This window comes from Variovorax sp. OV329 (assembly GCF_900114785.1).
Lineage (GTDB): Bacteria > Pseudomonadota > Gammaproteobacteria > Burkholderiales > Burkholderiaceae_C > Variovorax.
In genome coordinates this window covers 265066-284992 of the sequence record NZ_FOUG01000002.1, presented here as the reverse complement: position 1 = coordinate 284992, position 19927 = coordinate 265066, and the positions used below count along the sequence as shown (strand labels likewise).

At 67.2% G+C, this 19927-nt stretch carries 26 protein-coding genes; 16 read left to right on the top strand and 10 right to left on the bottom strand.

The annotated features are described in order from the left end of the window. Window positions 1-6: 6 nt before the first annotated feature. From BM345_RS04095 to BM345_RS04050, 10 genes are all read left to right on the top strand, one after another. Window positions 7-1449: a high affinity choline transporter 1 gene (locus tag BM345_RS04095; RefSeq protein WP_093375814.1), complete on the top strand. Its 1443-nt coding sequence runs from the start codon at window positions 7-9 to the stop codon at window positions 1447-1449. Between the two features lie 116 nt (window positions 1450-1565). Beyond that, window positions 1566-1904: an FmdB family zinc ribbon protein gene (locus BM345_RS04090; protein WP_093375813.1), complete on the top strand. Its 339-nt coding sequence runs from the start codon at window positions 1566-1568 to the stop codon at window positions 1902-1904. Window positions 1905-1924: 20 nt separating this feature from the next. Next, window positions 1925-2542, top strand: coding sequence for a DUF502 domain-containing protein (locus BM345_RS04085; RefSeq protein WP_093375812.1), 618 nt, complete (start codon window positions 1925-1927; stop codon window positions 2540-2542). A gap of 57 nt (window positions 2543-2599) precedes the next feature. Then, window positions 2600-4405: an aspartate--tRNA ligase gene (aspS, locus tag BM345_RS04080; protein ID WP_093375810.1), complete on the top strand. Its 1806-nt coding sequence runs from the start codon at window positions 2600-2602 to the stop codon at window positions 4403-4405. A gap of 68 nt (window positions 4406-4473) precedes the next feature. After that, entirely contained in the window at window positions 4474-4947 is a 474-nt protein-coding gene (gene nudB / locus BM345_RS04075; RefSeq protein ID WP_093375808.1) for a dihydroneopterin triphosphate diphosphatase, read from the top strand. After that, window positions 4944-5702, top strand: a complete 759-nt coding sequence (locus BM345_RS04070; RefSeq protein WP_093375806.1) for an endonuclease/exonuclease/phosphatase family protein — start codon at window positions 4944-4946, stop codon at window positions 5700-5702. The genes nudB and BM345_RS04070 overlap by 4 nt, the downstream gene beginning before the upstream one ends. A 71-nt stretch (window positions 5703-5773) precedes the next feature. After that, the gene (gene folE, locus BM345_RS04065) at window positions 5774-6523 is read left to right on the top strand and encodes a GTP cyclohydrolase I (RefSeq protein ID WP_093375804.1); all 750 of its coding nucleotides are present in this window, start codon (window positions 5774-5776) and stop codon (window positions 6521-6523) included. 6 nt (window positions 6524-6529) lie between these two features. Beyond that, a complete protein-coding gene (locus tag BM345_RS04060) occupies window positions 6530-6952 on the top strand; it encodes a BLUF domain-containing protein (RefSeq protein ID WP_093375802.1) in 423 nt (140 codons plus the stop codon). A gap of 28 nt (window positions 6953-6980) precedes the next feature. Then, window positions 6981-7799: a DUF429 domain-containing protein gene (locus BM345_RS04055; protein WP_093375800.1), complete on the top strand. Its 819-nt coding sequence runs from the start codon at window positions 6981-6983 to the stop codon at window positions 7797-7799. 117 nt (window positions 7800-7916) lie between these two features. After that, on the top strand, window positions 7917-8399 hold the full coding sequence (locus BM345_RS04050) for a BON domain-containing protein (protein WP_254789551.1): 483 nt from the start codon (window positions 7917-7919) through the stop codon (window positions 8397-8399). Window positions 8400-8462: 63 nt separating this feature from the next. Here BM345_RS04050 and BM345_RS04045 read toward each other — a convergent pair whose 3' ends face one another. From BM345_RS04045 to BM345_RS04020, 6 genes are all read right to left on the bottom strand, one after another. After that, window positions 8463-9020 (bottom strand): ferritin-like domain-containing protein, encoded by a 558-nt coding sequence (locus BM345_RS04045; RefSeq protein WP_093375796.1) that lies wholly within the window; start codon window positions 9018-9020, stop codon window positions 8463-8465. After that, a complete protein-coding gene (locus BM345_RS04040) occupies window positions 9017-9448 on the bottom strand; it encodes a hypothetical protein (RefSeq protein WP_093375794.1) in 432 nt (143 codons plus the stop codon). Before BM345_RS04040 ends, BM345_RS04045 begins: the two co-directional genes overlap by 4 nt. After that, entirely contained in the window at window positions 9438-9818 is a 381-nt protein-coding gene (locus tag BM345_RS04035; protein ID WP_093375792.1) for a phage holin family protein, read from the bottom strand. Before BM345_RS04035 ends, BM345_RS04040 begins: the two co-directional genes overlap by 11 nt. 106 nt (window positions 9819-9924) lie before the next feature. Continuing rightward, window positions 9925-10296 carry a hypothetical protein gene (locus BM345_RS04030; protein WP_093375790.1) on the bottom strand — a complete coding sequence of 124 codons (372 nt, stop codon included), beginning with the start codon at window positions 10294-10296 and terminating at the stop codon, window positions 9925-9927. Window positions 10297-10367: 71 nt separating this feature from the next. Next, a complete protein-coding gene (locus BM345_RS04025) occupies window positions 10368-10532 on the bottom strand; it encodes a DUF1328 domain-containing protein (protein WP_093375788.1) in 165 nt (54 codons plus the stop codon). A 106-nt stretch (window positions 10533-10638) separates the two neighbouring features. Continuing rightward, window positions 10639-11982 carry a CHASE3 domain-containing protein gene (locus tag BM345_RS04020; RefSeq protein WP_254789519.1) on the bottom strand — a complete coding sequence of 448 codons (1344 nt, stop codon included), beginning with the start codon at window positions 11980-11982 and terminating at the stop codon, window positions 10639-10641. A gap of 155 nt (window positions 11983-12137) precedes the next feature. Here BM345_RS04020 and BM345_RS04015 point away from each other — a divergent pair, with 155 nt between their 5' ends. Beyond that, entirely contained in the window at window positions 12138-12770 is a 633-nt protein-coding gene (locus BM345_RS04015; RefSeq protein WP_093375784.1) for a response regulator, read from the top strand. A 139-nt stretch (window positions 12771-12909) separates the two neighbouring features. Here the strand turns inward: BM345_RS04015 and BM345_RS04010 are convergent, their stop codons facing one another. From BM345_RS04010 to gpmA, 4 genes are all read right to left on the bottom strand, one after another. Beyond that, the gene (locus tag BM345_RS04010) at window positions 12910-13323 is read right to left on the bottom strand and encodes a response regulator (protein WP_093376240.1); all 414 of its coding nucleotides are present in this window, start codon (window positions 13321-13323) and stop codon (window positions 12910-12912) included. Window positions 13324-13476: 153 nt separating this feature from the next. Then, window positions 13477-14253, bottom strand: coding sequence for a HesA/MoeB/ThiF family protein (locus tag BM345_RS04005; RefSeq protein WP_093376238.1), 777 nt, complete (start codon window positions 14251-14253; stop codon window positions 13477-13479). 56 nt (window positions 14254-14309) lie between these two features. Continuing rightward, entirely contained in the window at window positions 14310-15746 is a 1437-nt protein-coding gene (locus BM345_RS04000; protein WP_093375782.1) for a S41 family peptidase, read from the bottom strand. 83 nt (window positions 15747-15829) lie between these two features. Beyond that, window positions 15830-16573 carry a 2,3-diphosphoglycerate-dependent phosphoglycerate mutase gene (gene gpmA, locus BM345_RS03995; protein ID WP_093375780.1) on the bottom strand — a complete coding sequence of 248 codons (744 nt, stop codon included), beginning with the start codon at window positions 16571-16573 and terminating at the stop codon, window positions 15830-15832. Between the two features lie 131 nt (window positions 16574-16704). Here gpmA and BM345_RS03990 point away from each other — a divergent pair, with 131 nt between their 5' ends. The 5 genes from BM345_RS03990 (at window position 16705) to BM345_RS03970 (ending at window position 19766) form a co-directional block, all read left to right on the top strand. After that, a complete protein-coding gene (locus BM345_RS03990) occupies window positions 16705-17088 on the top strand; it encodes a rhodanese-like domain-containing protein (protein ID WP_093376236.1) in 384 nt (127 codons plus the stop codon). A gap of 21 nt (window positions 17089-17109) precedes the next feature. Further along, window positions 17110-17370, top strand: a complete 261-nt coding sequence (gene grxC, locus BM345_RS03985) for a glutaredoxin 3 (RefSeq protein ID WP_093375778.1) — start codon at window positions 17110-17112, stop codon at window positions 17368-17370. A gap of 115 nt (window positions 17371-17485) precedes the next feature. Continuing rightward, a complete protein-coding gene (secB, locus tag BM345_RS03980) occupies window positions 17486-17935 on the top strand; it encodes a protein-export chaperone SecB (RefSeq protein ID WP_093375776.1) in 450 nt (149 codons plus the stop codon). 42 nt (window positions 17936-17977) lie between these two features. Then, window positions 17978-18976 (top strand): NAD(P)H-dependent glycerol-3-phosphate dehydrogenase, encoded by a 999-nt coding sequence (locus BM345_RS03975; RefSeq protein ID WP_093376234.1) that lies wholly within the window; start codon window positions 17978-17980, stop codon window positions 18974-18976. A 106-nt stretch (window positions 18977-19082) separates the two neighbouring features. Beyond that, window positions 19083-19766 carry a hypothetical protein gene (locus BM345_RS03970; protein ID WP_093375774.1) on the top strand — a complete coding sequence of 228 codons (684 nt, stop codon included), beginning with the start codon at window positions 19083-19085 and terminating at the stop codon, window positions 19764-19766. Window positions 19767-19927 lie beyond the last annotated feature (161 nt).

The following is a 19927-nucleotide window of genomic DNA, read 5'->3' as shown; positions in this document are numbered from 1 at the left end:
AATTTCGTGCTGCTGACCCTGGTCATCGTCTACCTGCTGATCACCATCGCCATCGGCCTGTGGGCTGCCCGGCGGGTGAAGAACACGACCGACTTCGCCATCGCCGGCCGGCACCTGCCGCTGTACATGATCGTGACCACCACCTTCGCCACCTGGTTCGGGTCGGAAACGGTGCTGGGCATCCCGGCCAAGTTCATCGAAGGCGGGCTGGGCGCGGTGGTGGAAGACCCCTTCGGCGCCGGCACCTGCCTGATCCTGGTGGGCCTGTTCTTCGCCGGCAAGCTCTACCGCATGACGCTGCTGACCATCAGCGACTACTACCGCGAGCGCTACGGACGCACGGTGGAGGTGGCCTGCTCGCTGATCATCATGCTGAGCTACCTGGGCTGGGTTTCGGCGCAGGTCACGGCGCTGGGCCTGGTCTTCAACGTGCTCTCGGGCGGCGCGCTCAGCATTCCGGTGGGCATGACCATCGGCGTGGTGTCCATCCTGGCCTACACGCTGTTCGGCGGCATGTGGTCGGTCGCGGTGACCGACTTCATCCAGATGATCATCCTGGTGGTGGGGCTGGCCATCATCGCGATGTTCGCGGGCAACATGGCCGGCGGCGCCGGCAAGGTGATCGAGTTCGCCGCCAGCAAGGACCTGTTCCGCTTCTGGCCCGAACCCAGCTTCAAGGACATGGTCTTCTTCCTGGCCGCGGCACTGACCATGATGCTGGGCTCCATTCCGCAGCAGGACGTGTTCCAGCGCGTGATGTCGGCCGACAGCGTGAAGTCCTCCACCCGCGGCCCCGTCATCGGCGGCGTGGCCTACATCCTGTTCGCCTTCGTGCCCATGTTCCTGGTGGCCAGCGCGCTGCTGATCATGCCGGACGCCACCGCCACCTTGCTCAAGGAAGACCCCCAGCGCGTGCTGCCCACCCTGGTGCTGGAGAAGATGCCCTTCGTGATGCAGGTGCTGTTCTTCGGCGCGCTGCTCTCGGCCATCAAGTCCACCGCCTCGGCCACGCTGCTGGCGCCCAGCGTCACCTTCACCGAGAACATCTGGCGCCAGTTCCGCCCGTCCGGCTCGGACAAGGCCAACCTGCGGACCATGCGGATCACCGTGCTGGTGTTCAGCGCCGCCGTGCTGGCCTACGCGATCCGCATGCAGGGCACGCCGATCTACGAACTGGTCTCGGGTGCCTACCAGGTGCCGCTGGTGGGCGCCTTCGTCCCGCTGGTCTTCGGGCTGTACTGGCAGCGTGCCACCACCCAGGGCGCCATCCTGGCGATCGGGCTGGGCATCGGCGTGTGGGTCGCCGGCCTGGCGATGCCCTGGGGCCAGGTCTTCCCGGCGCAGCTGGCGGGGCTGCTGGCCTCCATGTTCGGCATGGTGGCAGGCTCGCTGGCGCCCCAGCGGCTGTCCAACGTGCGTACGCCGCACCGCCCGATCGCCGCCAGCTGAGGCTGGGCCGCGGGGGAAGGGGCTCCTCGCGGCGGCCGCTGGAAGGGGAGGGTCGCCCTTATAATTGAAGGCTTTGCTGGCGCTTTCGTGCCAGCGCCATCTCTCCCCCCATTTCGATGCCTATCTACGCCTACAAGTGCAGCGCCTGCGGCCATGCCAAGGACGTGCTGCAGAAAATGTCCGACGCGCCGCTGACCGATTGCCCGGCCTGCGGCGCCGCCGCATTCAGCAAGCAGGTGACGGCCGCCGGCTTCCAGCTGAAGGGCTCGGGCTGGTACGTGACCGACTTCCGCGACGGCGGCAAGTCCGCCAAGTCCGACGGCGAGGGCAGCAAGGCCCCGGCTGCCACCGACGCGCCCGCCGCCGCCCCGGCCCCCGCAGCGGCAGCTCCGGCCGCGGCACCCGCGCCGGCCGCCGCTCCGGCCGCGAGCCCCGCGCCCTCCAGCGCCAGCTGAACCAGGAAATACACGGCACCATGCTCGCGTTGCGCAAATGGCTGTTCTCCGGGCTGCTGGTCATCGTTCCCCTGGCAATCACGCTGTGGGTGCTGAACTGGATCATCGGCACGCTGGACCAGACGCTGTGGCTGCTGCCCGAAGAATGGCAGCTGTGGGTGGGCCAGCACCGCGTGCGCGGGCTGGGCGTGATCTTCACCCTCGCGATCCTGCTGGGGGTGGGCGCCATCGCCAGCAACTTCGTGGGCAAGCGCCTGTTGGGCTGGGGCGATGCCGTGGTGCGTCGCATCCCGGTGGTGCGATCCATCTATTCCAGCGTCAAGCAGGTCTCCGACACGCTCTTCTCCGAGAGCGGCAACGCCTTCCGCACGGCGGTGCTCATCGAATGGCCGCGCCAGGGCGCCTGGACCATCGCCTTCGTCACCGGAACGCCCGGTGGCGACGTGCTCAACTACCTGCAGGACGACTACCTGGGCGTCTACGTGCCCACCACGCCGAACCCCACCGGCGGCTACTTCGTGATGCTCAAGCGCAGCGACTGCATCGAACTCAAGATGAGCGTGGACGAGGCGCTCAAGTACATCGTGTCGATGGGGGTGGTCGTTCCTGGCGCCCCCGCATCGATCGCCACCGCTTAACCGACAAGACATTCAGACAAGAGGAGTAGGCGCCTCGCGAAGGCGCCGGCAACCACCATGGCCATGCGTTCACACTACTGCGGTCTCGTGACCGAAGCCCTGATGGGCGAAACCGTCACCCTGTGCGGCTGGGTCAATCGCCGCCGCGACCATGGCGGCGTGATCTTCGTGGACCTGCGCGACCGCGAAGGTTACGTGCAGGTCGTGTGCGACCCCGACCGCGCCGAGACCTTCGCCACCGCCGAAGGCCTGCGCAACGAGTTCTGCGTGCAGGTCAAGGGCATCGTGCGTGCCCGCCCCGAGGGCACCGTCAACGACCAGCTCAAGAGCGGCAAGATCGAGGTGCTGGCGCACGAGCTGAAGGTGCTCAACCCCTCCGTCACGCCGCCCTTCCTGCTGGACGACGACAACCTGAGCGAGACCACGCGCCTCACGCACCGCGTGCTGGACCTGCGCCGCCCCGTCATGCAGAAGAACCTGATGACGCGCTACAAGGTGACGATGGAGGTGCGCAAGTTCCTCGACGCCAACGGCTTCGTCGACATCGAGACGCCCATGCTGGGCAAGTCCACCCCTGAAGGCGCGCGCGACTATCTGGTGCCCAGCCGCGTGCATGACGGCAGCTTCTTCGCGCTGCCGCAGTCGCCCCAGCTGTTCAAGCAGCTGCTGATGGTCTCGGGCTTCGACCGCTACTACCAGATCGTCAAGTGCTTCCGCGACGAGGACCTGCGCGCCGACCGCCAGCCCGAGTTCACGCAGATCGACATCGAGACCTCCTTCCTGGCTGAAGAAGAGATTCGCGACATGTTCGAAGGCATGATCCGCAAGGTCTTCCTGGCGGCCGCCGACATCGACCTGCCGGTGTTCCCGACCATGACCTATGGCGACGCCATGTTCAAGTACGGCTCGGACAAGCCCGACCTGCGCGTCAAGCTCGAGTTCACCGAGCTGACCGACGTGATGAAGAACGTCGATTTCAAGGTCTTCGCCAGTGCCGCCACCATGCAGGGCGGCCGCGTGGTGGCCCTGCGCGTGCCCGGCGGCGGCGCCGAGGGCGGCCTGTCGCGCGGCGACATCGACGCCTACCAGGAGTTCGTGAAGATCTACGGCGCCAAGGGCCTGGCCTACATCAAGGTCAACGACGCGGCCGCCGGCCGCGAGGGCCTCCAGAGCCCGATCGTGAAGAACCTCGACGACAAGGCGCTGGCCGAAATCATCGCCCGCACCGGCGCGGCCAATGGCGACATCGTCTTCTTCGGCGCCGACAAGGCCAAGGTGGTGAACGACGCCATCGGCGCGCTGCGCGTGAAGATCGGCCACAGCGCCTTCGGCCGCAAGAACGGCCTGTTCGAGGAACGCTGGGCACCGCTGTGGGTGGTCGACTTCCCGATGTTCGAGTACGACGAGGACGGCCAGCGCTGGTCGGCCGTGCACCATCCCTTCACCGCCCCCAAGGACGGCCACGAGGACCTGATGGACACCGCGCCCGAGCAGTGCATCGCCAAGGCCTACGACATGGTGCTCAACGGCATCGAGATGGGCGGCGGCTCGGTGCGTATCCACCGCGAGGAAGTGCAGAGCAAGGTCTTCCGCGCCCTCAAGATCAACGCGGAAGATGCGCAGGCCAAGTTCGGCTTCCTGCTGGACGCGCTGCAGTACGGCGCGCCCCCGCACGGCGGCATCGCCATCGGCCTGGACCGCCTGGTCATGCTGATGACCGGCGCCGAGTCCATCCGCGACGTGATCGCCTTCCCCAAGACCCAGCGCGCGCAGGACCTGCTGACCCAGGCCCCGAGCCCTGTCGACGAGAAGCAGCTGCGCGAACTGCACATCCGCCTGCGCAACACCGCCGCGCCGGCCTGACGCCCGGGCGCTTCGCGTATCCTTCGACGCGGCCCCCATCCCCTTGCCGGGGTGGGGGCCGCGCCGCCATGGAAGCCCTGCAAAAGCCCTACAAGATCCCCGAGTCGGTGCTGGTCGTGATCCACACGCCGGCGCTGGACGTGCTGCTGATCCGCCGTGCCGACGCGCCGGACTTCTGGCAGTCGGTCACCGGCAGCAAGGACACGGCCGAGGAGCCGCTGGCCGAGACGGCCGCCCGCGAGGTGATGGAGGAGACCGGCATCGACTGCCGGCCCGGCAGTCCGCTGGCCGATCGGCTGCGGGACTTGAAACTCTCCAACGTGTATTCGATCTATCCCCAGTGGCGCTGGCGCTATGCGCCGGGCGTGCTGCGCAATACCGAGCACGTGTTCGCTCTTTGCGTGCCGGAGCGGATCGAGCCGGTGCTGGAGCCGCGAGAGCACGACGCCTGGCAATGGCTGCCCTTCCGGCAGGCCGCCGATGCCTGTTTTTCGCCATCGAATGCCGAGGCCATCCTGTTGATGCCAAAATTTCTCACATGAGTTCCGACGCCGACAAGCTGCGCATCGCCACCTACAACATCCACAAGGGTGTTCAGGGGCTCGGCCCGACCAGCCGGCTGGAGATCCACAACCTGGGCCACGCGGTCGAGCAGCTCGATGCCGACATCGTCTGCCTGCAGGAGGTGCGCAAGCTCAACCGCAAGGCGGCCCTGAAGTTCGCGCGCTGGCCCGAGCAGTCGCAGGCCGAGTTCCTGGCGCCCGAGGGCTACACCGCCGTCTACGAGACCAATGCCTACACGCGCCACGGCGAGCACGGCAATGCACTGCTCACGCGCTGGCCGGTGGTGCGCACCACCCATCGCGACATCTCCGACCACCGCTTCGAGCAGCGCGGCCTGCTGCATGCGGTGATCGACGTCAACGGCGCGCCCCTGCATGCCATCGTCGTGCACCTGGGCCTGATCAAGGCCAGCCGGGTGCGGCAGGTTGCGGCGCTGCACGATTTCATTCATCGGGAGATTCCGGCGGGCGAGCGCCTGGTGGTGGCTGGCGACTTCAACGACTGGGGCGCACGGATGCGCTACGCCATGAACGCCATGGGCCTGCGCGATTCCAGCGACCTGCGCGGGCCGCGCACGCTCACCTATCCCTCCCGGCTGCCGCTCACGCAGTTGGACTTCATCTATGCGCGCCACCTCAAGCCGGTGGAAAGCTCCGTGCCCCGCGGGGCGGTGTGGGCGCGCATGTCGGACCACCTGCCCCTGGTGACCGACTTTTCGCTACAAGATTCATAGCAAGCCAGCCAGTAGCCATGTGCATTCCGGGCCGGGAGGGCCGGGAATCCATTCACTGATAGGATGCGCCAATGCTGACCAAGATCGACGCCAAGCTGCGCCCCGTCGAAGCGCAGGCTGCCACGCCGGAAGCGGAGGACGAGGGCACGCCCGTCTCCGTGAAGATTCGCGAGCGCCTCCAGGCCGCACGCAAGCGCTTCTACGCCAACGACAACATCGCCGAGTTCATCCAGCCGGGCGAGCTCGAAGGCCTGCTCGACGAGGTCGAGGACAAGATGAAGGGCGTGCTGGAAAGCCTGGTGATCGACATCGAGGGCGACCACAACACCGGCAACACCGCGCGCCGCGTGGCCAAGATGTACCTCAACGAGGTGTTTCGCGGCCGCTACGTGCATGCGCCTTCGCTCACCGAGTTTCCCAATGCCGAGCGCCTGAACGAGCTGATGATCGTCGGCCCGATCACCATCCGCAGCGCCTGCTCGCACCACTTCTGTCCGATCATCGGCAAGCTGTGGATCGGCGTGATGCCCAACGAGCACACCAACGTGATCGGGCTGTCAAAGTACGCGCGCCTGGCCGAGTGGGTCATGGGACGCCCGCAGATCCAGGAAGAGGCCGTCGTTCAACTGGCCGACCTGATCCAGGAAAAGACCAGCCCCGACGGCCTGGCCCTGGTGGTGGAGGCCGAGCACTTCTGCATGCAGTGGCGCGGCGTCAAGGAGATGGACAGCAAGATGATCAACTCCGTCATGCGCGGCGCCTTCCTGAAGGACTCCTCGCTGCGCCGCGAATTCCTGTCCCTGCTGCCGCGCAAAGGTTGAAGCCAGATGCTCGTTCGTCTTCTCTATGCCAGCCGCGCGGTGGACACCAACCCGCAGACCATCGAGGCCATCCTGGCCCAGGCGCGCGCGCACAACACTTCCAGCGGCATCACGGGCATCCTCTGCCATGGCGCCGGCGTGTTCCTGCAGGCCATCGAGGGCGGCCGCGAAGCGGTGAGCGATCTCTTCGGCCACATCCAGAAGGACCCGCGCCACAAGGACGTGGTGCTGCTGCACTTCGAGGAAATCAACGAGCGACGCTTCGGCGGCTGGACCATGGGGCTGGTGAGCCTCACCAAGGTGCACTCCTCGATCCTGCTGCGCTACTCCGAGCGTCCGGAGCTGGACCCGTACGCGGTCTCCGGCAAGGTCTCGCTGGCCCTGCTCGAAGAGCTGATGGCCACCGCATCCATCGTCTGCCGTCCCTGAGCCTGGCGGCGCAGGCGCGGCGCTCGCAGTGCTGCTGATCGGCTGCGATTTCTCCAGCGCGCCCACGCGGCGCAAGACCATCGTGGTGGCCACTGGTGCGCTTGCACCGGATTCCAAGTCCGTCCGCCTGCACGAGCTGCATCGCTTTGCCACGCTGGACGCGTGGAGCGAGTGGCTGGCGGCGCAGCCCGCGTGGATCGGCGGCTTCGACTTTCCTTTCAGCTTGCCGCGCGAATTGGTCGAGCACCTGGGCTGGCCCACCGACTGGCCCGAGCTCATCGCCCATTACGCGGCGCTCGAACGCTCCGAGATCCGTCGCCTCTTTGCCGCCTTCTGCGCTGCGCGGCCCGTGGGCGGCAAGTTCGCACACCGGGGCTCGGACGGCCCGGCCGGCGCCAGCCCCTCGATGAAGTGGGTGAACCCACCGGTCGCCTACATGCTGCATGCGGGCGTGCCGCGCCTGATGGCAGCCGGCGCGTGCTTTCCCGGCCTGCACATGGGGCCGGCAAGCGAGCGCGTGGCGCTGGAAGCCTACCCGGGGCTGCTGGCGCGCGAGCTGGTCGGCCGCGCGAGCTACAAGAGCGACGACAGGGCGCGGCAGAACGAAGCGCGCCGAGCCGCGCGTGCTGAACTATTGGCCCGCCTGGGGCGCGGCAACTCGCGGCTCGGCCTCTCGGTCGACCTGGCACCGGCCCACGAGACCTTGCTGATCGACGACGCCACCGGCGACGCCCTGGACGCTCTCTTGTGCCTCGTCCAAGCGGCCTGGGCCGCCCGCGAGGGCGCGCCGCGCTTCGGTCTGCCTGAAGGCACCGATCCGCTGGAAGGGTGGATTGTCAGCGCGTGAGGCGCATGCTTGTCCTACACCCATTCGCGGGCTCCGAAGACAATCCGGCGCGTTTGGGCTGGCTAGATTGCAGGCATCAGAATTCCAAGGAGATTTGTCATGATCGGAAGCAAAGCCATGCGGAACCTGAACCTTCGAACGGGCTGGCTGCTCGCGCTGGTCGGTGCCGGCGCGTTGACGCTCGCAGGATGCGACAGGAACGACAACCGCACCACCGGTGAAAAGGTGGACGCCGCCATTGCCAAGACCGAGCGCGCCGCCGACCAGGCAGCCGCCAAGACCGAGCAGATGGCCAAGGACGCGCGCGAGAAGATGAACTCGTCCGATGCCGGCGCGCGCGTGTCGGAAGCGGCCAAGGATGCGGGCCGGGCCATCTCGAATGCGGCGGACGATGCGAGCATCACCGCCGCCGTGAATGCCGGCCTGGCCAAGGACCCGGACCTGAGTGCCGTGAAGATCGACGTCGACACCAGCGCGGGCAAGGTCACGCTGCGCGGCCCGGCGCCCACGCCGATGGCCAAGGAGCGCGCCGAGCAGATCGCCAAGGACGTGAAGGGCGTGAGCTCGGTGGACAACCAGCTCGAAGTCAAGACGATGTGAGTCCGATCGCCCCATAAGAAAAGCCCTGCATTGCAGGGCTTTTTCGTTGGCGTGGGGCGCGGCTCAGTGCGCGAGCCAGTCCTTCAGTTCGTCGGCGTGCTCTTCCTCGTCGGTGAGGATCTCCTCGAGCATGCGTCGCGTGGTCGGGTCCTTGTCGCCGATCAGGTTGATCATCTGGCGGTAGCTCTCCACCGCAATGCGCTCGGCAACCAGGTTGGCGCGCACCATGGCCTGCAGGTCCATCGACTCGTCGTAGCCGGCGTGGCTGCGGTCCAGCAAGTGGGTCGGCGAGAAGTCCGGCTCGCCGCCCAGTTGCACGATGCGCTCGGCAATCTTGTCGGCGTGCGCGGTTTCCTCGTTGGCATGCACCAGGAACTCGTCGGCGATGGCCGGGGACTGCACGCCGCTGGCGGTGAAGTAGTGGCGCTTGTAGCGAAGGATGCACACCAGCTCGGTGGCCAGGGCGTCGTTCAGCAGTTTCACGATGTCGTCGCGCCAGGGGCCGAAGCCGGGCGTGACCGCCCCTTCATCCAGGTTCTGGCCGGCGGCCTTGATGGCGGCTTCGTCCAGCTGCAGGTGCTTCCTGGACGACGGGTCCGTGTTGGAGGTCTGTTGTGTCATTGGGATTCCTTTCGTGGGGAAGATTTGCGCTGCATCAAGGCGTTGACCACGCCGGCAACGTCGGATGTCTTGAACACGGCTGCCAGCAGCACGGAGGTGCTGAGCAGGCGCCACGGCCTGACGAGTACTGCCGCCGCGCCCACCGCCGCCGCCACGGCCACCAGCTTGAGCGGCTCGTCGTGCGCATAGCGCTCCAGCACCGGTCGTACCAGCTGGCCCGCCGCGTGGACGGGATGGCGTTGCCACCAGTGGCGCGCCACGCCGCGTGCCAGCGGCGCCCATTCGAGGCCGCCGAGCAGCGACTTGTGGGCAGGCCGGGGAGCGGCCGCGGCCGCAGGCGCGTTGCTGCCGTGGAGCTGGCTCACGAGCGCATGGCGCGAGATGGCGAGGCGCTCCTGCGCGCTGAGCTTGGGTTGTTCAGCGGGCATGTTGATCTCCCGCCAGGTGCAGGGCGCGCACGTCGGCGTCCAGCTGTGCACGGATGTCCTCGAAGCCGTCGAAGTGCGAGGGCCGCGATGCATAGTAGCCGGCCACTGCCGCTACCAGCACCGCCACGCCGGGAACTGCCACCAGCACCCAGTGGAAGCTGCCGTGCAGCACGCCCATCATGACGGCGATGCCGATCAGGCCGAGCGCCATGATGGCGCTGATGGCCGCCAACACCCCGGCGATGATCCGCGCCACCATCTGGCGGGTGGCTTCCCCGGCCTCTTCGCGCACCAGTGCCATGTAGTTGGCGAGATGGTCGGCGACCAGTTCCGGGTGCCGGAGGACCGTGGTGTAGATGGGATGCAGCATGTGGTTGCGGGCTGTGCCCGGAAGGCAAGGGATGTGTTCGAGACTGGCCGCTGCAAGGCGAGCGCCGGAATGCAAAGGGGCGACCCGGTCGCCCCTTGATTTGCCGTCAGTCTTCTTCGCGGCGCGTGGCCAGCACGATCAGCGCCGTGATGGCCGCGCCCGCCGCAGCGGCCAGCAGCACCGAGCGCACCGGCTGGTCCGCGATGTAGCGGCCCGTCACCTCGGCGGCTTCCTCCATGCGCCGCTGAGCGCGCGCGCTGGTCTTGGACGCCGACTCCAGGCCCCTCTGCACCGCCTGCTGCACGCGGGCCGCGATCTGTTCCATGGTCGGTTCTGCGTCCCGGCGGAAATCGCGCACCTTCTCGCCTGCGGCATCCACGGCGTTCTGCGCATAGGCGCGGGTCGACTCGACCGTGTCGCGTGCGGCCTGGCGGTATTCGTCGGCCAGTTCGGCTGCGGACTTGGTAGTTGCGTTCATTGCTTCTTCCCTTCTATGGATGAGGTTTGGATGAGGACGATTGGAACCCTGGGCCGTTCATCGTAGCTGCGCTAGCCGCGTCGCATCAAGCTCGCGATGAAGCCCGCAATGGCCAGCACCGCAAAGATGACGAACAGCACCTTGGCAATGCCGACGGCGCTGGCCGCGATCCCGCCGAAGCCGAAGACGGCGGCGATCAGGGCAATGATGAGGAAGACGACTGCGTAGTGCAACATGGTGAACTCCTGAGGCGTGGCCTCTCGATGGTCATGGGCAGGCTCCGTGCCGCCACTGCCAGCGGCGGCATGCCATGACCATAGGATTTCCCGGTTGCGCGCAGTGTCAGCCGCCGGGCGCGGGAATCGTAGGAGGCGGGCGACTGGGCGACGACGATGCCGAGACGGGCAGTACCGCGCGCAGCAGCGTTCCGTTGCCAGGCGTCGAACTGATGCTGAGCCTGCCATGCGCTGCCTCCACCCGATGGCGCATCCCGGCGAGGCCATGGGTGGCCGGCTTCATCTTCTGCGCCTCGAAACCCTGCCCGTTGTCGGCCACCTCCACGTGTACGTGGGTGCCGTAGTTCTTCAGCACGATGGTGGCCTCGCTCGCCTTGGCGTATTTGCCGATATTGGTGAGGCTTTCCTGCACCATCCGGTAGACCGTGAGCTGCCGGCCCTCGTCGAGGTTGACCGGCTCCAGCGCCATTTCCACCTGTATGCCCGAGCGCTCCCCGAACTCGCGGCCGAGGATCTCCAGCGACGCCACCAGTCCCAGGTTGGCCAACGAGGAAGGGCGCAGGTCCTCGATGATGCGGCGCTTCAGCGCGATGCCGTTGTTGAGCAACTCGGTGAGGTGCTGCAGCCGCTCGATGGCGTCGGGCGAGGCGGCAAGGCGCGACTTGAGGCGCGCGGCGTCGAGCTTGGCAGCGGTGAGCAGGGCGCCCAGCTCGTCGTGCAGCTCGCGCGCGAGAAAGCCGCGCTCGTTCTCGCGCACTTCCTGCAGGTGAGTGGCCAGTTCGGCCAGGTTGGCGGTCCGCTCGCGGACTTCGTCCTCCAGGGCGTTGCGCTCGCGCTCGAGCGCCTGCTGCGTGCGCGCGCCCGCATCGCGCAGGCGGTGCGTCTGGCGCAGGTAGAGGTAGAAGGCGAACAGACCGGCGAGCGCGGCCAATCCGATGCCCAGACGGGCCGTCGCCAGCGAGCGCGCGATCTGCGCCTGGCCGGCCATCAGCGACTGATTGCTCAGGGCCATCAGGTTCGCGGCCTCGGCGCGGATGGCGGCCATCTCCTCGCGGCCCACGTCGGTGGTGATCACGAATTTCCAGGCGTCGTCATTGCCAGACTCGCGAAGGCGCACCGTCATCTCGATCTCGGCCAGCTTTCGCATCACGTGGTCGGTGAGCGTGACAAGGCGTGCGCTTTCCGTCGGCTTGCCCTCATAGAGCTTGCGCAGCGCGGCCAACTGGTTGGAGATCTGCTTGGCCGCTGCATCGTACGGTTCCCGGTAGCGGGCTTCGCCGGTCAGCAGGTAGCCGCGCTGACCGGTCTCCGCGTCCACGATGTTCTGCACCAGCGAGTTCAGGACCAGGCGCTCGCCCTGGGCCTCGCCGATCTCCTGCAGCGCCCGCGTCGACCGCCGGTAACCGGTTTCGTTGATCGTCACCAGCACCAGCGCGGCCAGGATAGCCAAGCCCAGGCCGAGCGTTAATGGGCGAAAAGCCAACCAACGCTGAAGGCGCTGTCCGACAAAACGCGGCGACAAATTGTGAATAATCATCTTTAACCAGGGACGGAACCGTAAGCGCGCATCAGAATGCGAACAAGCGACAAAGACAAAGGGAACAGATGATCAGGATCGGAATTGTCGACGACCATGCCATTGTGCGGTCCGGCTTGCGCCAGTTTTTCTCGGAGCATGTCGACCTCCGCGTGGTGGGCGAAGCAGCCAGCGGCCGCGAAGCCATCGACCTGGTTCGCAACACGGAGATGGACGTGCTCGTCATGGACTTGTCCATGCCGGGCCAGAGCGGCATCGACGCCTTGGCGATGATTCGCGCCAAGGCGCCGGATGTGGGCATCCTCATTCTCAGCGCCTACCCGGAAGAGCACTACGCGCTCAACCTCATCCGGCAGGGCGCCAGCGGCTACCTCAACAAGGAGTGCGAACCTGCGGAGATCGTGAATGCGATCCGCACCATCGCTCTGGGCCGACGCCACATCACGCCGGCCGTGGCCGACCTGCTGGCGCGCCAGCTCGACCGCAAGACCGACAGCGCACCGCACGAGCAGCTGTCGGAGCGCGAGTTCCAGGTTTTCCTCAAGCTCGCCAAGGGCGAGACGGCCGGCGACATCGCCAAGGCCCTGTCGCTGTCGGTGAAGACGGTGAGCACTTACCGCACCCGCCTGATGGAGAAGATGAATCTTTCCTCCAACAGCGACCTGACCTACTACGCGCTGAAGAACAAGCTGATCGACTGAGGCGAGGTCGGCGGGCTGCGGCCTCCTCGAGGGGGCGCGGCCGCCGCGTGGCTTGTGGGCGCCAGGATGCCGCGGCGCAGTTGCACATGGATATGGCCGGTGCACTGGATTGGCGGCCGCCATCGATGCGGCGCCGTGCCTACCGCGGTGCAGCGGGTGCAGTCGATGCACCGGCGTCGCTGGACAGCCAGGCACAGAAGTCCACCAGTGCATCGATTTCATTGGACTTGTCGAACACGGCATCCGCGCCCAGTTGTGCGCAGCGCTTGCGGATGTCCGGCGTGGCGTAGTTGCTGAGCACCACCACCTTCTGGGTGCTGCGGCGCTGCATGCATTCCTGCAGCACGCCCAGACCGCTGCCCTGCTTGAGAAAGAGATCGACGATGGTCAGGTCCCACTCGTCGGCGTGTTCGATGAGCCAGCGGCGTGCCTCGGCTTCGGTTTCGGAATGGCCGATGGCCGAGACGCGGGTCAATTCTTCCAGCGTACCGACCAGGTTCTCCCGGATCGTTGCGTTGTCTTCGACGATGTATGTCTTGAGCGTCCTTGTCATGTCGAAAGACATTTCCCTTGGTGCCAGGTCATCAGCAGTGATGGCCCAGGGCTGCCATCGTATCGATGTAGGCCCTCGCGTCGTGCAAGTTGGCAGGGGGTAGCGCTGTAGGACTGTGCCGACACGATGTTGGCACGACGAAGAAAACGGGGCTCAGCCCGGTGTCGCATCATGGGTCGTGTGGCGCTGCCCGCAGACAGGGCAGGCCGGGTCGCGCGAGACGCGCAGGGTGTCGAAGCTCGCCGAGCGGCCATCGAACATCAGCAGACGTCCGGCCAGCGGCTCGCCGATGCCCGCGAGCAGCTTCAGCGCCTCGCCCGCCTGCAACACGCCGATGGTGCCGACCACCGGGGCAAACACGCCCAGCACGGCGCAGCGCGTCTCTTCGAAATGCGCGTCCGGCGGAAACAGGCACGCATAGCAGGGCGAGGCCGTGTCGCGCGTGTCGTACACGCTCAGCTGTCCGTCGAAGCGGATCGCCGCGCCGGCCACCAGGGGCTTGCCGTGGCGAACGCAGGCCTGGTTCACCAGCTGCCGGGTGGCGAAGTTGTCGCAGCAGTCGATGACCACGTCGGCGTGCGGCACAAGCTCTTCCAGCAAGGCCGCATCGGCGCGGCGCACATGCGTCCTGACCAGGATGGTCGGATTGATCTCGCCCATGGCCACGGCGGCGGATTGCACCTTGGCCTGGCCCACGCGCGATGCCGTGTGCGCGATCTGGCGTTGCAGGTTGGTGAGGTCGACCTCGTCGTCGTCGACCAGCGTGATGCGGCCCACGCCCGCGCCGGCCAGGTAGAGCGCCACCGGGGAGCCCAATCCGCCGGCGCCGATGACGAGCGCATGGCTCGCGGACACGCGGACTTGGCCCTCGATGCCGAATTCCTCCAGGAGGATGTGGCGCGAATAGCGCAGCAGATCGTCGTCGTCCATGCGCTTGGCGATTGGCAAACGCGGCGGCTCCCGGACGCGGGAGCCGGCGGTTCGCCTTAGTTTTCCTTCTTCTCTTCCTTGCGCTCGACCTGCGTCTTGCTCACCAGCACCGGCTGGCCCTTGAGTTGCGCCAGGGCCTGCAGAAGGGGGAAGTCCTTGTCGGTGCCGAATTCAGGCACCTTGCGGTCCTGCGCCGGCTTGAGGGCCTCGGCCTCCAGGCGCTTGCGGGCTTCCTCGCGGGCCTTCTCGCGCTCGGGATTCTTGTCTTCCGGGCCCTGGCCGCTGGCCAGGTGCTTGTCCAGGTCGGCCTCGCGCATGCGCAGGATGGCGTAGGGACTGCCCTCGGCGCTGTCGTCGACCATCACGTTGGGCACGATGCCGCGCGCCTGGATGGAAGTGCCGCTGGGCGTGTAGTAGCGGGCCGTGGTGATCTTCAGGCCGGTGTCGGGGCCCAGCGGACGCACGGTCTGCACCGAGCCCTTGCCGAAGGTCTGGCTTCCCATGACGGTGGCCCGCTTGTGGTCCTGCAGGGCGCCGGCCACGATCTCGCTGGCCGAGGCCGAGCCTTCGTTGACCAGCACCACCAACGGCACCGACTTGAGGCCGGCGGGGAGGCCGCGCAGCGGGTCGCTGCCGGATCGGCGCTGGTAGTACTCGGGCGAGGCCTTGTAGATGGACTTGCTCTCCGGCAGCTGGCCGTCGGTGGTCACCACCGTCACGTTCTCGGGCAGGAAGGCGGCCGAGATGGCCACCGCCGCGTCGAGCAGGCCGCCCGGGTCGTTGCGCAGGTCGAGCACCATGCCCTTGAGGTTCGGATCGGCCTTGTACAGCTCCTCGACCTTCTTGACGAAGTCGTCGACGGTGCGTTCCTGGAACTGCGACAGGCGGATCCAGCCGTAGCCCGGCTCGATCATCTTGCCGCGTACGGACTGGGTGCGGATCTCTTCGCGGGTGATGGTCACCGGGAAGGTGCGGTTCTCGTCCTTGCGGAAGATGGTCAGCTGCACCTTGGTGTTGGCCTCGCCGCGCATGCGCTTGACCGCCTCGTTGAGCGTCAGGCCGCGCACCGCCGTGTCGTCGATCTTGGTGATCAGGTCATTGGGCTTGAGGCCGGCACGGAAGGCGGGCGAGCCCTCGATGGGCGAGACCACCTTGACCAGGCCGTCTTCCTGCGAGATCTCGATGCCCACCCCCACGAAGCGGCCGGAGGTGCCCTCCTTGAATTCCTTGAAGGACTTCTTGTCGAAGTACTGGGAATGCGGATCGAGCCCGGCCACCATGCCGGAGATGGCGTCGGAGATGAGCTTCTTCTCGTCCACCGGCTCGACATAGTCGCTCTTGACCATGCCGAACACCGCCGCGAGCTGCTGCAGCTCTTCAAGCGGTAGCGGGGCCAGGGAGCCTCGTGCGACGGTTTGCAGCGAGACGGTGGTCAGCGCGCCGGCGAAGGCGCCAGCGGCGACCCAGCCTGTAATTTTCAGTTTCTGGCCCATGTGGGTGTCCTATCAACGAACCGGATCAATATACACAGCTTGGAAGCGAACTTTTAGCAACAGTTCCAAGCCTGTGCATGCCGCTAGGCCTTTCCCTGGTTGGCGACGGCCGCGGCGGCCTTGGCGGCGGCCTCGGCATCGCCCAGGTAGTAATGGCGCAGCGGCTTGAGGTCGCTGTCCAGTTCATACACCAGCGGGATGCCGTTGGGAATGTTCAGGCCGACGATGTCGGCGTCGGAAATGCCGTCCAGGTACTTGACCAGCGCCCGGATGGAATTGCCATGGGCCGCCACGACCAGCCGGCGGCCGGCGCGGATGGCCGGCGCCATGGATTCGTTCCAGAAGGGCAGCACGCGGGCCACGGTGTCCTTCAGGCATTCGGTCAGCGGGACCTGCTCGGGCGACAGCTTGGCGTAGCGGACGTCGGCACGCTCGCTGCGCGGATCGTTCGGCTCCAGCGGCGGGGGCGGGATGTCGTAGCTGCGGCGCCAGACCAGCACCTGCTCGTCGCCGTACTGCTTGGCGATGTCGGCCTTGTTCAGGCCCTGGAGGGCGCCGTAGTGACGTTCGTTCAGGCGCCAGGAATGCACCACCGGCAGCCAGGTGCGGTCGAGCTCGTCCAGGGTGTGCCAAAGGGTCCGGGTGGCGCGCTTGAGAACGCTGGTATAGGCAATGTCGAAGTCGTAGCCTTCGGCCTTGAGAAGGCGGCCGGCCTGCTTGGCCTGCTCCACGCCCGTGGGCGTCAGGTCGACGTCGGTCCAACCGGTGAAGCGGTTCTCGAGGTTCCAGGTCGATTCGCCGTGGCGAATCAGCACCAGCTTGTACATGTGTGAGGGCCCTTTTTCGACTGGATATTGACTGGGTTGGCAGGTCTGCAAAACCTGACATTCTAAAATCCGGGGTTCGACATCCAAGGACTCCCGTGAAATTCTTCTTCGACTTCGTCATTGCCAACTGGATGCTGTGGCTCATCGCGCTCAGCGCGGGCGCCATGCTGCTGGTGCCCATGCTCCAGAAGGCTGGCCAGGGCGCGCTCAGCGCCGAGGGCGCCGTGCAGCTCATCAATCGCCAGCGGGCGGTGGTGGTGGATATCCGCGCCCCCGAGGAATTTGCCACCGGCCACGTGACCGGCGCGCGCAACGTGCCGCTGGACCAGCTGGAAGCCAAATTGGCCAGCACGGTCAAGAACAAGTCGCTGCCCCTGCTCATCGTGTGCGCCAGCGGCGCCCGCGCCCAGCGCGCCGTGGCCGTGGCACGTAAACTGGGTTACGAGCAGGCCCAGGCCCTCTCGGGCGGCCTGAAATCCTGGCAGGCGGCCAACCTGCCGCTTGAAAAGGCCTGAAAACGGCGCCAAGTGAGAGCCATGCAACCCGTCAAGATGTACACCACCGCGGTCTGCCCCTACTGCATCCGCGCCAAGCAGTTCCTCAAGTCCAAAGGTGTGGACCAGATCGAGGAGATCCGCATCGACACCGATGCGGACGCCCGCGCCACCATGATGCAGGTCACCCAGCGCCGCACGGTGCCGCAGATCTTCATCGGCGACACCCACGTGGGCGGTTGCGACGACCTGATGGACCTGGACAGCCGCGGCGGCCTCGAGCCCCTGCTGAAGGCGGCCTGAGCCTGCCCCGCCGCCGGGCGTGTCACGCCCAGCGGTCATAATCATCGACTCACCTTCTGGCCCGCGACGGAGATGCGCTCCTGCGGGCCTTGTCTTGATACCCGAAAGAATCAGCATGGCCGACAACCAAGAACCCGTCTTCCAGATCCAGCGCGTCTACCTGAAGGACCTGTCGCTGGAGCAGCCCAATTCGCCGGCCATCCTGCTCGAACAGGAAGCTCCCACCGTCGACATCCAGCTGGGCGTGGATGCCCAGCCGGTGAACGAAGGCATCTTCGAGGTCACCGTGTCTGCCACCGTGCAGACCAAGATCAAGGACAAGACCGTGTTCCTGGTCGAGGCCAAGCAGGCCGGAATCTTCGAGATCCGCAACCTGCCGCAGGACCAGATGTCGCCCATCCTGGGCATCGCCTGCCCGCAGATCGTCTACCCCTACCTGCGCGGCAACGTGGCCGACGTGGTGCAGCGCGCCGGCTTCCCGCCGGTGCACCTGGCCGAGATCAACTTCCAGGCCATGTTCGAGCAGCAGCAGGCGCAGGCCGCCACCGCGGTCACCACGCAATAACCGGTTGATGCCGCGCGACTTGCGCGGCGGGGCGGCGCCATGATGAAGATCTGCGTGCTCGGCGCCGGCGCCTGGGGAACGGCGCTGGCCATCAATGCCGCCGGGCGGCATGAGGTGAGCCTCTGGGCGCGCGATGGCGCCCAGCTGGCCGACATGCGGGCCGGGCGCGAGAACCGCCGCTACCTTCCCGACACCCCTTTCCCTGCCGGCCTGGGGCTGCTCGGCGGCAGTGCCGTCGATGCCGCAGCCGCGGCCGACCTGGTCATCATCGCCACGCCGATGGCGGCGCTGCGCGAGCAGCTTCTGGCGCTGCGCGAGCTGCGCGTGCCCACCGCCTGGCTGTGCAAGGGCGTGGAGCCGGCGCAGGGCGGCGAGGGCATCGGCCTGCTGGCCCACGAAATCCAGGCCCAGGTGGCGCCCGGCCTGCCGGCTGGCGTGCTCAGCGGCCCCAGCTTCGCCCAGGAAGTGGCTCGCGGCCAACCCACCGCCCTGGTGGCGGCGAGCGGCCATGCCGCAGTGCGGCAGGCTTTGGTCGAAGCCTTCCATGGGCCCTCGCTGCGGGTCTATGCCAATGACGACATCGTCGGCGTGGAGGTGGGCGGTGCGGTCAAGAACGTGCTGGCCATCGCCACCGGCCTGGCCGACGGGCTGGCCCTCGGACTCAATGCCCGTGCTGCGCTCATCACGCGCGGCCTGGCGGAAATGACCCGGCTTGGCATGGCGCTGGGCGCCCGGGCCGATACGTTCATGGGCCTGTCCGGACTGGGCGATCTGGTGCTCACCGCCACCGGCGACCTCTCGCGCAACCGCAAGGTGGGCCTGCTGCTGGCGCAGGGGCACACCCTGGCCGAGGCGGTGCAGTCGCTGGGCCATGTGGCCGAGGGCGTCTATTGCGCCCGCACGGTGCTGCAGCGCGCTTCGCGGCTCGGCGTGGAGATGCCCATCGCCAGCGGCGTGGTGGCCTTGCTGGACGGCGGCGCGCGCCCTGAGGACGTGGTGGCTGCGCTCATGGGCCGCGGACCGACCGCCGAGTTGGGCTGATTGGTCCGCCGCCCAGGGTGGGCCCCTGGGCAGTGGTTCCCGCCTTGAAGCGGTCAAGGCCTTGCGATAGCGTGGCGGCTCCTTCAACAACCCCTGGGAGCCGTTCATGACCCATCACACCCGATCGATCCGTCTTGCTGCCGCACTGGTGGGCGCCGCTGCGCTGGTGGCCGCCTGCGCCACCGGCATGGGTGGTTCCAAGCCCATGGGCTTCTTCATCAGCAGCACCAATCCCGGCAAGGGCGGCGACCTGGGCGGCCTGGTGGGCGCAGATGCCTGGTGCCAGGCGATGGCGGCCTCGGCAGGCCAGGGCAGCCGGACCTGGCGCGCCTACCTCAGCACCACGGCCACCGGCGCAACCCCGGCGGTGAACGCACGCGACCGCATCGGCAGCGGCCCCTGGTACAACGCCAAAGGCGTGCTCGTCGCCAACAACGTGGCCGACCTGCACAGCGCCAGCGCCAACCTGGGCAAGGAGACTTCGCTGACCGAGAAGGGCGACGTGGTGAGCGGCTTCGGCGACCCCGTGAACCGCCACGACATCCTCACCGGCTCGCGCCCCGACGGCACCGTGGCCGTGCCCGAGCCCGGCAAGGACACCACCTGCGGCAACTGGACCCGCAGCGCCGACGGCTCGGCCATCGTCGGCCACCACGACAAGAAAGGCACCAACCCCGACCCGGTCGCCAACGCCTCCTGGAACGCCTCGCACGGCACCCGCGGCTGCAGCGTCGACCAGCTGAAGATGAGCGGCAGCGCTGGGTTGATGTACTGCTTCGCCACGAACTGAGGCCCCCCGGCTTTTCACTTCGCTTCGCTGCGGGACTGAAGCCCCCGGCTTTTCACTCCGCTTCGCTGCGTGTAATTCGCCACCCCCCGAGGGGGTGACCCCACCTGCGGCCCGGCAAAGCCGGTTCCGCGGTGCGGGGCTGGCGAAAGCCGGCGCCCGAG

What these genes read in the sequence shown, in the direction of transcription:
- nudB (WP_093375808.1), top strand. Translation starts at nt 4,474, where the DNA reads ATGGAAGCCCTGCAAAAGCCCTACAAGATCCCCGAGTCGGTGCTGGTC.
- BM345_RS04030 (WP_093375790.1), bottom strand. Translation starts at nt 10,296, where the DNA reads ATGAACGCAACTACCAAGTCCGCAGCCGAACTGGCCGACGAATACCGC.
- BM345_RS04050 (WP_254789551.1), top strand. Translation starts at nt 7,917, where the DNA reads ATGCGGAACCTGAACCTTCGAACGGGCTGGCTGCTCGCGCTGGTCGGT.
- folE (WP_093375804.1), top strand. Translation starts at nt 5,774, where the DNA reads ATGCTGACCAAGATCGACGCCAAGCTGCGCCCCGTCGAAGCGCAGGCT.
- secB (WP_093375776.1), top strand. Translation starts at nt 17,486, where the DNA reads ATGGCCGACAACCAAGAACCCGTCTTCCAGATCCAGCGCGTCTACCTG.
- BM345_RS04000 (WP_093375782.1), bottom strand. Translation starts at nt 15,746, where the DNA reads ATGGGCCAGAAACTGAAAATTACAGGCTGGGTCGCCGCTGGCGCCTTC.
- BM345_RS04005 (WP_093376238.1), bottom strand. Translation starts at nt 14,253, where the DNA reads ATGGACGACGACGATCTGCTGCGCTATTCGCGCCACATCCTCCTGGAG.
- grxC (WP_093375778.1), top strand. Translation starts at nt 17,110, where the DNA reads ATGCAACCCGTCAAGATGTACACCACCGCGGTCTGCCCCTACTGCATC.
- BM345_RS04070 (WP_093375806.1), top strand. Translation starts at nt 4,944, where the DNA reads ATGAGTTCCGACGCCGACAAGCTGCGCATCGCCACCTACAACATCCAC.
- BM345_RS03990 (WP_093376236.1), top strand. Translation starts at nt 16,705, where the DNA reads ATGCTGTGGCTCATCGCGCTCAGCGCGGGCGCCATGCTGCTGGTGCCC.
- BM345_RS03970 (WP_093375774.1), top strand. Translation starts at nt 19,083, where the DNA reads ATGACCCATCACACCCGATCGATCCGTCTTGCTGCCGCACTGGTGGGC.
- gpmA (WP_093375780.1), bottom strand. Translation starts at nt 16,573, where the DNA reads ATGTACAAGCTGGTGCTGATTCGCCACGGCGAATCGACCTGGAACCTC.
- BM345_RS04045 (WP_093375796.1), bottom strand. Translation starts at nt 9,020, where the DNA reads ATGACACAACAGACCTCCAACACGGACCCGTCGTCCAGGAAGCACCTG.
- aspS (WP_093375810.1), top strand. Translation starts at nt 2,600, where the DNA reads ATGGCCATGCGTTCACACTACTGCGGTCTCGTGACCGAAGCCCTGATG.
- BM345_RS04035 (WP_093375792.1), bottom strand. Translation starts at nt 9,818, where the DNA reads ATGCTGCATCCCATCTACACCACGGTCCTCCGGCACCCGGAACTGGTC.
- BM345_RS04060 (WP_093375802.1), top strand. Translation starts at nt 6,530, where the DNA reads ATGCTCGTTCGTCTTCTCTATGCCAGCCGCGCGGTGGACACCAACCCG.
- BM345_RS04085 (WP_093375812.1), top strand. Translation starts at nt 1,925, where the DNA reads ATGCTCGCGTTGCGCAAATGGCTGTTCTCCGGGCTGCTGGTCATCGTT.
- BM345_RS04040 (WP_093375794.1), bottom strand. Translation starts at nt 9,448, where the DNA reads ATGCCCGCTGAACAACCCAAGCTCAGCGCGCAGGAGCGCCTCGCCATC.
- BM345_RS04010 (WP_093376240.1), bottom strand. Translation starts at nt 13,323, where the DNA reads ATGACAAGGACGCTCAAGACATACATCGTCGAAGACAACGCAACGATC.
- BM345_RS04025 (WP_093375788.1), bottom strand. Translation starts at nt 10,532, where the DNA reads ATGTTGCACTACGCAGTCGTCTTCCTCATCATTGCCCTGATCGCCGCC.
- BM345_RS04015 (WP_093375784.1), top strand. Translation starts at nt 12,138, where the DNA reads ATGATCAGGATCGGAATTGTCGACGACCATGCCATTGTGCGGTCCGGC.
- BM345_RS04090 (WP_093375813.1), top strand. Translation starts at nt 1,566, where the DNA reads ATGCCTATCTACGCCTACAAGTGCAGCGCCTGCGGCCATGCCAAGGAC.
- BM345_RS03975 (WP_093376234.1), top strand. Translation starts at nt 17,978, where the DNA reads ATGAAGATCTGCGTGCTCGGCGCCGGCGCCTGGGGAACGGCGCTGGCC.